This window comes from Chitinophagales bacterium (assembly GCA_020636495.1).
Classification (GTDB): Bacteria; Bacteroidota; Bacteroidia; order Chitinophagales; family Chitinophagaceae; genus UBA5543.
This window is the reverse complement of record JACJXQ010000010.1, coordinates 59,930-74,379: the sequence shown is the minus strand read 5'-3', so window position 1 is coordinate 74,379 and position 14,450 is coordinate 59,930. Positions and strand designations below refer to the sequence as shown.

General features: G+C 42.0%; 21 protein-coding genes. 6 read left to right on the top strand and 15 right to left on the bottom strand.

The annotated features are described in order from the left end of the window. The 10 genes from H6550_16360 to H6550_16315 all read right to left on the bottom strand — a co-directional run. Positions 1-956 (bottom strand): hypothetical protein (locus H6550_16360; GenBank protein ID MCB9047709.1); only part of this gene is annotated, 956 nt, incomplete at its 3' end. A 37-nt stretch (positions 957-993) separates the two neighbouring features. Further along, the gene (locus H6550_16355) at positions 994-2,712 is read right to left on the bottom strand and encodes a hypothetical protein (GenBank protein ID MCB9047708.1); all 1,719 of its coding nucleotides are present in this window, start codon (positions 2,710-2,712) and stop codon (positions 994-996) included. Beyond that, on the bottom strand, positions 2,712-3,431 hold the full coding sequence (locus H6550_16350) for a hypothetical protein (GenBank protein MCB9047707.1): 720 nt from the start codon (positions 3,429-3,431) through the stop codon (positions 2,712-2,714). Before H6550_16350 ends, H6550_16355 begins: the two co-directional genes overlap by 1 nt. Before the next feature lie 124 nt (positions 3,432-3,555). Beyond that, entirely contained in the window at positions 3,556-4,773 is a 1,218-nt protein-coding gene (locus tag H6550_16345; GenBank protein MCB9047706.1) for a DNA cytosine methyltransferase, read from the bottom strand. 144 nt (positions 4,774-4,917) lie between these two features. Continuing rightward, positions 4,918-5,226 (bottom strand): hypothetical protein, encoded by a 309-nt coding sequence (locus H6550_16340; GenBank protein ID MCB9047705.1) that lies wholly within the window; start codon positions 5,224-5,226, stop codon positions 4,918-4,920. Between the two features lie 105 nt (positions 5,227-5,331). Continuing rightward, positions 5,332-5,769, bottom strand: a complete 438-nt coding sequence (locus tag H6550_16335) for a hypothetical protein (GenBank protein ID MCB9047704.1) — start codon at positions 5,767-5,769, stop codon at positions 5,332-5,334. Then, positions 5,769-6,014 (bottom strand): hypothetical protein, encoded by a 246-nt coding sequence (locus H6550_16330; protein MCB9047703.1) that lies wholly within the window; start codon positions 6,012-6,014, stop codon positions 5,769-5,771. Before H6550_16330 ends, H6550_16335 begins: the two co-directional genes overlap by 1 nt. A 36-nt stretch (positions 6,015-6,050) precedes the next feature. Continuing rightward, on the bottom strand, positions 6,051-6,446 hold the full coding sequence (locus H6550_16325; GenBank protein ID MCB9047702.1) for a hypothetical protein: 396 nt from the start codon (positions 6,444-6,446) through the stop codon (positions 6,051-6,053). 10 nt (positions 6,447-6,456) lie between these two features. Next, the gene (locus tag H6550_16320; GenBank protein MCB9047701.1) at positions 6,457-7,509 is read right to left on the bottom strand and encodes a hypothetical protein; all 1,053 of its coding nucleotides are present in this window, start codon (positions 7,507-7,509) and stop codon (positions 6,457-6,459) included. A gap of 5 nt (positions 7,510-7,514) precedes the next feature. After that, the gene (locus H6550_16315) at positions 7,515-7,754 is read right to left on the bottom strand and encodes a hypothetical protein (protein ID MCB9047700.1); all 240 of its coding nucleotides are present in this window, start codon (positions 7,752-7,754) and stop codon (positions 7,515-7,517) included. A gap of 565 nt (positions 7,755-8,319) precedes the next feature. Between H6550_16315 and H6550_16310 the strand changes: the two genes are divergently transcribed. The 6 genes from H6550_16310 (at position 8,320) to H6550_16285 (ending at position 11,302) form a co-directional block, all read left to right on the top strand. Continuing rightward, positions 8,320-8,514, top strand: a complete 195-nt coding sequence (locus tag H6550_16310) for a hypothetical protein (protein MCB9047699.1) — start codon at positions 8,320-8,322, stop codon at positions 8,512-8,514. A gap of 18 nt (positions 8,515-8,532) precedes the next feature. After that, positions 8,533-9,036 (top strand): hypothetical protein, encoded by a 504-nt coding sequence (locus tag H6550_16305; protein ID MCB9047698.1) that lies wholly within the window; start codon positions 8,533-8,535, stop codon positions 9,034-9,036. A 31-nt stretch (positions 9,037-9,067) separates the two neighbouring features. After that, positions 9,068-9,328 carry a hypothetical protein gene (locus H6550_16300; GenBank protein MCB9047697.1) on the top strand — a complete coding sequence of 87 codons (261 nt, stop codon included), beginning with the start codon at positions 9,068-9,070 and terminating at the stop codon, positions 9,326-9,328. Between the two features lie 98 nt (positions 9,329-9,426). Continuing rightward, positions 9,427-9,615 carry a hypothetical protein gene (locus H6550_16295; protein ID MCB9047696.1) on the top strand — a complete coding sequence of 63 codons (189 nt, stop codon included), beginning with the start codon at positions 9,427-9,429 and terminating at the stop codon, positions 9,613-9,615. Positions 9,616-9,635: 20 nt separating this feature from the next. Next, entirely contained in the window at positions 9,636-10,088 is a 453-nt protein-coding gene (locus H6550_16290; GenBank protein MCB9047695.1) for a hypothetical protein, read from the top strand. Between the two features lie 500 nt (positions 10,089-10,588). Further along, positions 10,589-11,302, top strand: a complete 714-nt coding sequence (locus H6550_16285) for a hypothetical protein (GenBank protein MCB9047694.1) — start codon at positions 10,589-10,591, stop codon at positions 11,300-11,302. Positions 11,303-11,803: 501 nt separating this feature from the next. Here the strand turns inward: H6550_16285 and H6550_16280 are convergent. From H6550_16280 to H6550_16260, 5 genes are all read right to left on the bottom strand, one after another. Then, positions 11,804-12,067, bottom strand: coding sequence for a hypothetical protein (locus H6550_16280; protein ID MCB9047693.1), 264 nt, complete (start codon positions 12,065-12,067; stop codon positions 11,804-11,806). 33 nt (positions 12,068-12,100) lie between these two features. Continuing rightward, entirely contained in the window at positions 12,101-12,352 is a 252-nt protein-coding gene (locus H6550_16275) for a hypothetical protein (protein ID MCB9047692.1), read from the bottom strand. 132 nt (positions 12,353-12,484) lie between these two features. Then, positions 12,485-12,751 carry a hypothetical protein gene (locus tag H6550_16270; GenBank protein ID MCB9047691.1) on the bottom strand — a complete coding sequence of 89 codons (267 nt, stop codon included), beginning with the start codon at positions 12,749-12,751 and terminating at the stop codon, positions 12,485-12,487. 11 nt (positions 12,752-12,762) lie between these two features. Then, positions 12,763-13,377 (bottom strand): hypothetical protein, encoded by a 615-nt coding sequence (locus H6550_16265; GenBank protein MCB9047690.1) that lies wholly within the window; start codon positions 13,375-13,377, stop codon positions 12,763-12,765. Between the two features lie 553 nt (positions 13,378-13,930). Next, positions 13,931-14,299 carry a hypothetical protein gene (locus H6550_16260; GenBank protein ID MCB9047689.1) on the bottom strand — a complete coding sequence of 123 codons (369 nt, stop codon included), beginning with the start codon at positions 14,297-14,299 and terminating at the stop codon, positions 13,931-13,933. Between the last annotated feature and the right edge of the window lie 151 nt (positions 14,300-14,450).

Sequence of the window (14,450 nt, the reverse complement as noted above, 5' to 3'; positions counted from 1 at the left end):
TCCATTACATCACTTGCCCCGGAAACATTGGTAGTAGACGCTTCTATGTTGTACTTTGTCTGCCCCTCAAACCCCATAGCCATACCACCTGCATAACCCTTTTCTACCTCGGGTCTTATATTCTCCAAATACTGCGTACACCTTGCCGTAAATTGTGCATCAGTCTCGTTCTGCTTCCTGCGCGGGGGTGTGAGCATTACAGATAAAAACCCGAATATGCCCAACTTCCTGATGATGTTGCGCATATTCTTAAGCATGTCCTTTTCCAGTTCCAGTCCCTCAAATGCAGCCATGAACGGTGGTATGGCGTAGGGGCTATCTGACATCCTGCGGAGTGCGTAGTACTTATACTGGTCAGTGTTCAGCTTGTGCAGGTCATCCTTATACCCGAGTTTATCAGGTAATTTCTGATACGGGTCGTATGAGTAAGTACTATCGTTATAAATAAATCTTATGTGGTAAGGATCAACGAGTACTACCTTATCCAGCCCCGACATGTCACGCTTTGGTATAGCTTCCAGTGACACCGCGCCCGTGATGGCAAGCTGAGCAAACAGGTCGTTCTTAAGGCTGTTCATACCCCCCGCGTATATAGACTTCTCATACACGTTCAGGTACTTTATCATCTCCTTTGCCTGATCGGCTGAAACCCCGTCATCAAATGTTATGTTCTCGGGGGTATTACCTAACTGCACAATGTTGTCAACCGCATAAGAAATATCACTGTTATGCTTGGCCAGGTAATTGCATATGCGTAAGACTTCTATGTTAAATTCGGGTTTCATGGCCTGACTCTCGTTGAGCAGCGATGACATAAAATCAACCGTAGTATTCTCAGATGACCGGCCTTTTACCAGTGAACCTGACTCCATGTGTTCTACCATAGCTTTCTGAAAGATAGCCAGGTCAGCATCAATGTTTTTGGACCGCGTTATAGAGAACCCGAGAATATTCATATTAAGTGACTTAATTATTTGGCGAAGTTACACAAATCTACGTTCCTATCCCCATAACAGGAAATCCACCAAATACCATTCTGTAACCTTTACGTACCCAATTCCAGTACACAATAGCATCTGCCCTGTTCGGGGACTTGTTACCCAAGCGTTTTTTTATATCCTCCTTAGCCTCAACTACTATGTAATTACCTTTAAAAGCTACCCGTATGCTGATGAGTTCTATGAATATTTCGCGTAACGCGTCCTTATCCTGCAGGTCGAATCTTATCTTGCCTTGGCGCAGGTCCTCCCTGAGCTCCCAATACATCTGTGACCGAAGTCCCTGAAACCTGACAGACTGACGCTGCTTTTCTTTACCCTCTGACTCATCGTAATAATCCTCCTCGGGTATGCAATCTGCCCACTGGCCACCGTGTAATGCTACGGGTTCTACTCCCTCATCCAGCAATACGTTATATGTACCCCACCCCAAACCTACCGTATCCACGCCCACAAACCCGTTCATTACCTCGTAATCTGTGAGTTTACGCGTCTCGTAATCGGCATACCCCAATTCTGCCAGCTTACCCGAATCGTACAGCAGGTTATAGGCAAGATGGTTAGCATTGTCGCAATAAAATTCCTGTACCTCATGCAGTATATTACCACGTCCCCAGGCGAGTGCTGCCTTGTCTCCGTCTTTAGAATTAGCCGCATCTACACCGACCGCATGATAAGTACCGTCATACTTAAGCCCGTTGTCTACACACTTTTCCAGCCATTCGTACTTAATAAGACTGTCGGCAGCCTGTGACGGTGATATACCCCGTACCCTTGACTGATACATGGTCGATTTTTCCCCGTGCTCAGCCAGCATATTCATTATGAAATTCTGTGTAACTGCTCCCGGCATACGGGATGGGTCTTTACATACCACATTAGGGTGGTCTTTACCCGATAAAGTATAAGATGATACCTGTGGAAGTGCTGCGAACTCGTGAAGTGAGTCCGTAATATTATCAGGGTTACCTATGGCAAGTATTAAGTTCTTAGACGGGTCAGAGCACGTATTCTTTAGTGCCGTAAGTACCGCTTTAGGCACACCCGGTGCCTCCTCTACTATGATAAGCATGTGTTCCCTATGCAATCCCTGCATCTTAACCGCAGAACTCTCGTCCGAACCCACACCCGATACAATACCTATCATATGCCAGGACTTACTTAGCGCATCATCGGTATCATCTGACTTATTTATATCGGTATCATCCACCGCTAAACGCAGGTTATAAAGTGCCGCATTCGGGCGTAACCGCTTGAATTTCTTGAATATAGTACTAACCTCTTTCCATAGCCCCACTTCCAACTGTTTCTGCTTAGGTGCGGTTGTAACCACAAGCGAGTCAGGAAAACAGTCAAGGAACCATACAGCAATACGGGCGGCTGCATAAGTCTTACCCGTACCCGTACCTGATTCTATGGCTGCCCATCTGCCTGCCGCTAAATCCATCCACGCATTGTACAGAGGTTCGGGGTCACCGTCCCATTTATGTTTGGCATACTCGGGTAGTAGGCTCCATTGGTAGTCTGCCGGGTCCTCGTTGAAGCGTTCCCGCAGCCAATCCATCGGGCGGTGCTGGTATAGCTTTTGTTTCAGTAATGCCAGTTCCCGTTCCTCCAACATACGGTAAGCCTCTATGTCAGGCTTTGCCTCCTCTACATTGCGCTGGTGCTGTAGCTGTTCTGCTTTCTTTCTGAATCTTTCCGCTGTACTCATTATTTAACCTCCTCGTAGTCTACATCAGTAACATTGACACCTAAACTCTCCAAACGGCGGCGTACTGCCAGTTTCTCGGCAGCTATCTCGTCCAGTGTCATTTTATTAACGTTACGTACACTTATTTCCACGTTACTTGTTGTCTGTACTACCTTACCGTTTTGGAAATTCTCAGAGTCGAGGTTAAACAGAACATCCCGTATGAGTGTAGTATCTGATGCCCTGCGGCCTGTTTTTACCTTTTTACCTACCAGTATCTGCTTACCGAAATTCGGGTTAGGTATCTGTACATTATTCTCATCGAGTATATACAGATTGGTATCTAAAGCGTACTCGCATACTGTCTCCTCATAATGTTCACCCTCTATCTTGTCCTTAAGTTTATCATAGGCAAGCATCTTCACCTGATGGCGGTAGTTGCCAAGTGCTATCTCCCTGGCTTCTAAGAACATCTCCTGTATGGTAGGGACTGCTCCTTTTGGCAGAGGCTTCTGCTTAAGCATTAAATCCCCAAGCGGGGTAGCGGGTGCTGCCCAACGGTAAAAGGTGGCCAACGACACCCGGTAGTGGTTACAGCAGTACTCGAGTGCATAAACCCCCGTCCTGAACATCTCTATTATCTTACGGGCTACTTCTATCTTCTGCGGTAATGTGCGCTTAGGGCCTGTACCTTTACCGATAGGTCGTGGCAATCGTTCGCCATGTATTGTCTTAGCCATACATTCCTTTTATACAAAAATAGGAATTTAACTAAATTTCATAGTAGCCCGCCCTTTTACAATAACAGGCTTTTTACTTTTCGGCTTCTTAACACCTTTGATCTTAGTCTTTGGCATGATATGATTATTTTAAGAATGATAGTATATGTGCTATAACATCAGCATTCCATCCGTTACCCAACATCTCATACCTACGTGTTAATGATACGTTAGGAACGTCTGTATATCCATCAGGCAGACCCTGTAACCTCTCACACTCTGTCGGCGTATACCTGCGCATGGCGCATTCCCCGTTTTGTATCATAGCCACCAAGCTATCTTTACCTACAGTGGTAAGGGCATTGCCCTTACCATCTTTACGGGTTTCTATATTCTGCCGTATTTTCCCATTTATCTCCCTACCCCGAGATGCTGCCCCTACCAGTATCTTAGTACGGTGAGCTTGTTCAACTGTGAGTGCGGGTGATTTATCCCCGAAATACGCCCTGTCCTGCTGTGAATTATGCCCCTTACCCGAAATATCGAACTGTACATAGTTTTTCCTTATGACAACTACGTTGTACGGTACACCTTTGTATAGATTAGCGGTAAGGCAAGCACTTTTATCGTCAGCAGAATCACTGTGGTGGTGGAAGTCAAGGTGTGTCCTGCCATCTGCTACGGGTCTGAGCATATAGTCAATTGCGGCATCTGTGTGATAATACTTAGGGTGAACGAACGGTGAATCCCATTCCTGTTTAGTCCCTAACCCGCTACCATCACCAACGCGAAGTGTCTTTGATTTATCCCTGACCGGTACATTGTAGTCAAATACATCAGGTTCCAGTATATCCTTAAGAAGTATACCGCGATCCGCGGGTTGTGTAACGCCCGGTATGTTTGTCCAATACAACCGCTTACGCGATTGTGCTGATACCAATGCAGCATCTATCATTATGGGTGATACACCGAGTGCTATAGTTATAGCATCTGCCCATTCCTTTTTCATTACCACATTTTCCAATAGAAACTTAACTGCGGGGTTTACAGCACGTACCTCCTTAAGCACCCTGACATATTCCCAAAATAACCCGCTGGTACCATCAAACCCTGTGCGTTTACCCGCATTGGAAAATGTCTGACATGGAGAACCACCTATGACCAGGTCGGGTATCACCGGCAGTTTAGATGCTGATAATTTAGTAACGTCACCGCACATTAGAGTAGCCGGAAAATTATGTCGGGTAACCCGCATAGCCGCTTCATTTATCTCAGATGCCATATAGAACCTGTAAGGTATACCGGCCCTCTGTAAAGCTACCTGCCCGGTACTGCACCCGTCAAATAAAGATAGAACATTCACTGTGGCTATATTTTAGGTTAAGGGATGAAGCAACGGAAGGCCGTGTCCTATAAACACCCGTTGCTTCGCTGCCAAGAGGTATCACAGTTAAGTGCATGGCAGCCCCTCGTGGACAAAGATAGTAAATATCGGCAATTACCAAAATTATTTCTCGTGCAGTTTCTCCAATTTCTCTACCCGGCGTTCCAGGTCATTGTAATAACGGGTCTGTTTGTCTTTAAGGTAGTCCATGTCCCGCTGCATCAACTGTACGTCCTGTTTGAACTCCCGTACAGCATCTTTTAGGTCCTCCCGCATCTTGTTGGTAGTTGTGTTCAGGTCTGACCATGCAATGTAAATAAGCATCATTACCGCCACCACGCCCCCGGTGTACGTATAAAGCCTGCCGAGCGTTATGTTCGACAGGCGGGTGTTAATTACGTCTATGTTCGTTGGCGTGCGTTCTGCGGTCACCGTATCGTTTTTTTATTGTTCTTGCGTCCCGTATGGCCATCACCAGCATAAGCACCGGCAATACCAACATCATAAAATTTAACCAGTTTATGTCCTGAAACATATTTATCGCAGTTTACGTCCTAAGTAAATAATGCGGATAGGGGTTACAATAATGTACAGTAAAGCTAATAAATAAGAAGCAGAATCGTATGTATATGGAGAAAGATTTGAAGCACAGCCCAATACGGTGAGTGTTGCGCCTACGTGCTCCATAACCTTAGCTCCTATAATGAACAGCATGTGCTGCAGTTGTATCCTGTATGGTAATGGTCGTTCCTTTACGGCGTATGCCAGCAAGGCAAATATAAACACGGACAGGTATATAGCCAACCTGGACGTTTGAAGCGGTAATGCAAGCTGCTCAGACATGTAAACGGCAGCCTCAGTATCCGTTATGCCCGATGAGGCAACATAATTCAGGCACACCGATTTCGCAGTGTAATACCATGAAGATGTTGCCCACACCGTCACCCACGGGGTATATAACAGTACGTACTTCATTATGGTTCTATGGGCGTACTTGGGGGTGTAAACTGGACGGTGGTAAGTGGTAACCCTAATACGGTGATGGTTACCTCCTCCCCGTCTGAGGCTATGCATGGATTATTCTGATCCGTTGTCTCCTGCCTGAAACCCGATGTAGGGTCATCTACCAGTGACTTAGCCGTGTCATTGAACGGTACGCCATCCACATCCTCCAAAACCGTTGCCATACCCGTTGATGGCAGTAAATATGCTGTACTCATGATCGTTGTATTTTAAATTGTCAGGGTACAAATATACTACTTTATAACCATTGCCTGTACCAGTATCTCCCGTACCCGTACCCAGTCCACAAAAGGTCGTGGAGAAGCTGATTTATCACGCATAAGTGGGCACCCCAGTGCGGCATCGTCTATATAAATGTGCCCGTAGGCTTTGGGGGATTGTGTCCACGTATGCTGTGTCGGGTTACTCTGAATACCATATAACGGTATATCATTACGTCTGAACCAATCCAGCGCATCAGTTAATGGGGTTGTGCCATCCATACGCCCGTCAGACCGCATGGTGAATAGTATAAGGTTATGCCCGTTAGCTACAAGTTCTAACAATACCGACTGCGCACCTATATCTTTACCCACCGATGGGTAAGCGTGTGTTACGCAAGTACCGTCAAAGTCAATACATATGTCCATAGTAGGTGTCTTATTTTTTCCACTCCTTCACCGCGCGGTGAATAGCGTCAGTTATAGTTAATTCAGGATAATTACGTACCAGGGTTAACGCGGATGCCATGATACGGGCAGATAACCCGGCATCTGGCGTTATGGCCTGCATTACTTCGCATAATACCTCAGCATACTCCCGCGGTGTCGTTTGTGGCTGCTTAGGCTGACCTGCCCGATGCATTGGTGGTGCTACTGCGGCTATATTACCCACAAACGGATTAACGACCTGGTCACCCGACACGTCCCGATACACCGTACCATCAGAACCCTTAGAAAGCTCATCCCCAGTAACACCCGGTAATGCATTAAAAGCCTTTTCGAGTTTAACGGACGTGTCGTGTAGGTACTCCTCAATAGGTGTTCTGTCAATAACTACCTTTTCCCCGCGTTCAGTAGCCGCACCCGGTAACTTGTTAGCCTTATCTGCCAGGTACTTCATCTTATTCTCGTAGGATGCGGGATAATGTACTCTCAGCATATTCTGAATAAACTCGTAAGTATTACCCGAACCTCCCAAAGCCACATCAACCTCTATCTGATCCTCTACGCTGCTGAGTATCCCAACTAACTTGTTCATATTCCATTTCAGGTCATCCGCGTCCCCGTTGTTGTAGATGATTATATCAGCCACGTTAAGCGGGATGTTGAAAGATGATGGGTCCTCCAAGGGCAACCGTTCAGAAGCATCTATTGCTACGATCAGGTCAAACAGCTTCTCAGACGCGGTGAACTCCTCCATGTTCCGCATACCTATGTAGATGTCGTTTGATTCCAGTATCTCGCGGGTAAGTCGGGACGGATCATCCTTTGAATAAGCCGCTATTAAGTCAAACCACTCCCGGCGGTGATTCACCCGGTCTTTAAAGCACTCAGCGGTGTCCTTATACCCATACCTAACCTTAAGCAATGGGTATACGAACTTATGAAGCGCGTATATGGATGAGCTCGTAGCTGTAAATCCGTTATTCATCAAAACTTCTGCCGCGGTGTCTTTGCCGTGTCCGGCGTGCCCGATTATCAGTATTTTCATATCAGTTATTTTTTAGCCCATTTAACAACTTCATACTCACCGTCAAGCAATGCGACCAATGCGGGTTGCTCGAAACTACCTGGTATGAATAACGGATTACGCACATAAACTATCCGTGAATGATCATAGCGGTTACGGTTCTGTATCCGTGTCTCTATGTCCCCGTCAGGTAAATTGTAGTGCCGTTTATCCGGTGTATTATCAAGTACCCGTATTATTGCAGGTTCGTGTGTAGCGTAGTGCATACCATTCCATTTTATACAAAAGTAAATACTCCCGCCGATAATTACCATAGATATTTCTTATACCCGTTATAGGCATCCCCGAAAATTAAGTCAGTTAATTTTTTGGTGTAAAAATTTTTCCCGCATATTTTTTTTGCCGGGGTGTGCGTGGTATGGGGGGAGTTTTGCGGTTGGTATGGCTGCCGTAGTTGGTATTCCCCGTTTGTGTGTAGGTGTATTGTATTATAAGTAAATTTTTGGTGTAAAATTTTTTTGACGATAAAATTACCCGTGGATTGTGAGTGGTCTAAAATGCTACCTGCTGAATAGCTAAAACTTATTTGCTGTATAGACCTGGGCTATAATAGCGGTGATCTATACACCCGATAGTTTCTATTTATAACAGGTCCTACTACGGGGTATGTTCATACCACACAATTACCGTCACGCATACGGGCATTTAAATAGCTTTTATCTATACACCCGATAAAATATAAGTATTCACTAATAAAACTATTATGACTAATATTGCAATTGAGACGGGAGGATAACACACCGGATTAACTAACAACTAAAACGAATAACAATGAACAATGAACACGGTATAAATGTAAATGACGTTATAATAGGTGACATTATAACTGCAGACATACACGGCACTATATTAACGGGTGCGGTAACCAAAATAGGTGTACACAAAGGGAAACAATGTTTTGATATACTACTACCTGACAATACAGAACGTTTCGTGTATGCTTATCAAATAACATCTATTAACTAACAACTAAAACTAATAACAATGAACGCAATCACATTATTTAACAATGGTATACACCCCGATAACATCGGGATATTATTAAGTGCTGAAGCATATGAAACACTTACCGTACGTCAAGACGAATTTATGCCTGTATATACAAACGGGGTAACTACATGTAACACCCCGATTGAAGATATAACCATATTAGCGGGGTATAAGTGTATATACCCGTTTAAATATCCAGCTGATGCAATGCATTATGCGACAAAGGTCCTATCCGATACTCCCGTATATGTACACGACCAACCGTTAGCCGTAGTTATTAACGGGGTGTTAGCTCATATAGGTATCAATACGCACTTTATACACGCTATTACGGGCAATCACATATACGTATTGAGTATGTCGGGTAAAAAAGTAAAATTGCTCATGTTAGGAGGTAATAACAAAGAGGTTGAGTATACTATTGCGGTTGATAGTCTTAATACCTACATAGCTAATAACCTGTATACACTTGCACCCACAATGGAAATAGAACTTTAATTAATTCACTTAATCTTTAAAACTTTCAACAATGACGTTTGCAATATCAGAAAATGGTAACCTAATCGGGGGAATAGCTATAAGCAATGCCGTTAAAAGCCTAAAAGGCTTAACAGGTAATAACAAAGTAAAGGAAAAAATAAAACTGATGTTATCAGAATACTACAAAACAGACATACTAAACACCCCTATTTTAACGGCGTATACAGATTATGACGGGTTTATAGAGTTTCAGTTAAACGGTAATAATGGCACTATTACAGTAGGTATAGAACGACTATTCATGTATTAATTCACTTAATTACGTTAAATATAAATTTTATGCCAAATTACAGTATTGAAAATTTAATGATGTTCATAGAGCACGCCACGTACGGCAATAGCCTAACCATGAAAGAATTAGAAACATCCATATATAGTCATTACAATGACGTACCAGCTGACGTAATATCTGACGTATTAACAACCGTATTGGATGCTATAACAGATAAATATAGTGCGGTTTATTACCCTGCTAATTTTGTTTGTACTGCTACTTATGTGGGGTTTGTAAAAAAAGAATTGCAAGAAATAATATAATAATCATAAAACTTTTAGCAATGAACAGAATAGATAACCTGCACGTGTTGCACATTACCCACAAATTTGACGGGGTGTTAACCTTAACTGTACATTCCCCCCGTTTCAGGCAATACCAGCGTATTGAGATAAAAAACGCTGATCCATACACCGATATAGCCGAACTTGTAAGGCCTAACCTTAAAATGTGGGGTTATAACATCATAGGCAAGGCCGAAGCTAAGACGGGTATGTTTATTATTACTGATACATTTATCAGTCCGAAGCAGGCTTATAAAGACTATCTAAATAGGCTTAATCCAGTAACACCCGTAAAGGGTAAAAGCTATAGGATAGAATTTCGTACTCTTAACAGTATGGAAACGGGTGTTTACAAAATTGCGGGAATAGATAAAGACGGGTATGTATTATTAGACGGTTACGGGTTTAAACTGCATAAAAGTGTTATTTCCTGCTATCCCGTGACTGAATAAAAAAATTAATTCACTTAATCATAAAACTTTTAACAATGACTGACATAGTAAAAATAGATCGTACAATCATATTACAACTAAGGGTATTACTCGCAACTAACAACAAACCAACACGGTTAAAACTGATTAACCTAATGACGGGGGAATCTACCATATTATCAACGTCACACGTAAAGACGGCCACATATGGCCAACATGTTGCAACCTGGTTAACGGAGTGGCAGGATATTAAAGTAATTGCGGATAGTTGGGATAAGCAAGGGAATCACTATTTTGTCTTGCATCCTGATACAACATTAGAACATGTTACCGAAACGCTACGGACGAAAACCCCGTAAAAACGGGTTATCTATATGTATATGCCATAATAACAATTATATCCACAATTAGCAAAGCATACTTTTATCCTGCCCGTGAGGTCATAGCACCTTAACCCCCGTAAACACTGAAAACACATAATATTAATCAATTAAATTATTTGTTATTAAAAACATCATAAAATGGAATCAATAGAAACAATCAACTACAAAGGTTATAGTATCAATATAGCATATGATACGGATGCAATGAACCCCCGCAAAGAATTTGATAATTTGGGGACCATACTAACGCAGCACAGGCGATACAGGTTAGGGGACGAACAAACCCCCGAATTATGCGAAAGTATGGCCGAAATGATAGGCTTAACCCCTGAGCAATATAACCGACTGTATGATACTCAAAACGGGTATAATACTATATTCAACATACTGTTAACCCGTATGCGGGGTAGTTATATAGTACTGCCCGTTTACCTATATGATCATAGCGGGCTAACTATCAATACTACGGGGTTTACGTGCCCGTGGGATAGCGGGTTAATTGGTATCATATACGTATCAAAGGAACGGGCAAGGGCAGAGTATAGCGTTAAGAGAATTACCCGTAAATGGGTTAACCGTATTGAAGATTATCTACGGGGTGAGATTGAAACATATAACGATTATCTCACGGGGAATGTGTATTACTATACGATTGAAAACCCCGTAGGTGAGGAAATAGACAGTTGCGGGGGTTTTTACGGGGATAACCATGAGGTTAGCGGGTTATTGGAATACGCCCGTAATGCGGTGAATTGTGATATTACCGATACGGTAAAGTCCCATCTAACACGGTTACGGGGTTATATGCTTAATAAAGTGCCATTAATACACCGGGTATCCTGCCCATTATAACGGGTATTTCCACACTCTGTTAACCCCTGCTTTTGCGGGGGTTTTTTATTGTTTATACGGGTGTATTTTTATTTCGGGCAAGCTATGCGGGTATTTAGTGTTTTCAGCCTTATTTCACGGGTGTATGTGGGTTTGTGTAGGTATATACCATTTAATAGCCGATACGGGTTATTTGCTTGCTCTGTGCTTTATCCTGTGTATGTTTACATATTGTGTACATGGCTTATTATTTATTCCCTTGGTATTGCGGGGTGTTTTATTACTTTGGGGTGTTTTATTACTTTGGGGTGTTTTACTATGTGTTGAGGTTTGTTACTTATTCCCGTGTTTATCTTATACGGGGGTGATAGTGGGATTAATACTTATACGCAATAATAAGTCCCGATACTTGTTTGCTATAGATATAGCGGTTAAGTATCGGGACTTATTAACAATGAACGTCTTTAAATGTTTGTTTTCTTTTCCTTTATTGGTTTGTTTTGTATGGGGTTGATAGGGGGGTTAATACCTTTGGGCTAATTGTACATACACGGTGTATTGATATTCTAATATACCTCTGTACTCTGTACCCGTTAAATAGATCAGCTTTTTATCTTCTGTAAGGTCCGAAGCCTTTAACGGGGTTTGTAGTCTTGCCGTTATTAACCCGTAAGCATCCTTAGCGGCCTGTTCTATTTTACGGGTTAATGCGGCTTTTGCCCTGTAATTCGGTATTACGGCTATTACCGTGCCTGTATGGTTATAAACTATAGCGTATTTTTCCATTATCGGGGGTTTTTAAAAATTAAGTGAGTTAATTTACAGTGTGCCTATAACATCGGGGTGGTCCTTTGGTGCGTTATCGTACCCGTATGCTTTTTTGGGTATGTGTGCTATCTGTACCACATTGCCGGGATTTTTCGGGTTAATAGCTTCAAGTGTTATTGAATGCCTGGTATACGTTTCTAAAGTTTCGCAAAACTTTATAGCCTGTTTCCTGGTCGGCAGGTGTATGATAGTATCTTTCGCTAAATTTCCGTTGTTGTCATATTCCTGTATTCTGAATTTCATAATTTTAAAAATTAAGTGAATTAATTGATTTAGTATGGTATAAGTGCGTCACAACCCGCAATAAATAACAGTATGAGCAATAATAACCACGAATAATCCGTGTTTCTTTTCATTGTTACGGTTTTTTAGTTTTTAGATAAGATCAATAAGGGCCTTTATTTGTGCATCACTTAACCCGGTTTTCCAATCGGTTACGGCCGCTTTTATAAATTCTTTGCGGTCCTTTCGGGTGAGCTGGCTAAATATCCGTTTCGCTTGTTGTGGCTGCCCTACTGCGAAAGTATCTACTATGTACTCATATAATGCCATATCCGTATTACCTACCTCGTAATACTTTGCTAATTGAATAGCGGTGTAAGTTCTTTTCTTACTACGTGTTTTAAATGCCTGATCTGTCATTGTTAAAAGTTTTAATGAGTAAATACGATATTTTCCCAATCTGTAATCTGCTGGTCAGTAGCGGGGGCGGGTAACACATTATAGACATTACCTCCGTAATAACGTATAGAATGACAATTTTTAAGGCTTTTTACAGCGTATTCACCTGTATAGCCCTTAGCCCTGGCCAACGTCCAGGCATCCCCGTCTAATTGGTAACGATTGCCCGTTAATTTATCGGGGTTATAAGGTATTTTCATATCATTTAACTGTAACCAAAAATGATATACTTTTGTATTAACACATATTTTGCATTCATGTCGGTGACGTATGGTACAATAATGAAACGCTATATGTATCGGTGATGCTGTAGCGTTTTCAGGGTTATTAAAAGTATCAGTATTATAATTTTCAGCTCCATACTTAACAATTAATGTATTATACACCTTACGTGCTATTTCAAGTGTATCTACCGTTATTATACCGAACCGGGTAGACAAATTTTCCCCAAGCATGGTATCAAGATGCGCACCGGGTATACCCTGTATAGTGCTGGCCACGTCCTCATATATACTTAACATTTCTAATTCCTTAGCCTGCTTTTCTGCGTATTCCTGCTTAATTTGTTCAATTGTTTTACTAATCATTGTTAAAAGTTTTAAGAGTTAATTATAAGTGCAAATTTATAAAACAAAACGGGTATAGGAAATTGTTAGTTTCTATACCCGTTATAAATTTTGGTTATTACCTATTCCCTGGAAAATTCAGCTTTACGGCTCAGGGGGTTAGGTCCTTTAATCCCATTGTTTATACTTTCACACAATTCCCGGGCCTCCTCTATCGTGTTCACATACCGTACGGTGTTTTTTCTGCCAGGATGCGGGGTTAACCCGTCTTTCTGATTTCTGCCATTGGTGTATTTATACCAAGTGCGGGTAAATACATGATACATAGTTTACTGATTTAGATGTTATAAAATGTTAATTCGTTTGGTTTGAAATTATAGTTATACCCTTGTAAGGTTATCCGATCGCTGTCTATGTGAGAAATGGTATAAATGGCCCCGTTTGTAAAGCCTTTAGAATATCTGAAAAATACCCTGTATCGGTTACCCGGATGCGGGCAGGCTACGGGGGTTTGTTGCTGTATGTCCTGAGTTTTATATAACCCCATTGTTACAAGTTTTAAAAGTTAAGTGAATTAATTTACCCCGTTCAGCTCAGCTATCGCTAATCTGTCTATGTGGTTTTTATTTCGGGCGTTAAATTCTTTTATTACATTTAGGTACCAATCTACGCCCCTACTCTCTATAAGCGATATAAGTCCCATTATCAGGCAATCCCTTTTGTGCTCAGTTTTATAGTACGCTTGGGCACCTCCTGTTAATTCTGTTAGGGTCCATTTACCGTCATCATTCTTATGTATAGCCAATTTAACGCTTGGTATAATGTCTACAGTAACCCTATACGCATCTACAGGCTTTGACGTAACCCCGCTACTGGCCGTGTCTGAATGGTTAATGGTGTATATAGTCATTTTTTTACCGCTTATTTTAAAATTTTTAGCCATTGTTACAAGTTTTAAAAGTTAATTATAAGTGCAAATTTATAAAACTATTCTATTTGTACTAATACGGGTTTTTTATAAGCTGTATAGATAAAAACTATACCAATTTCGCAATACGGGCTTCATGGCTGCCGTTTTAGGACCTTACCTATAT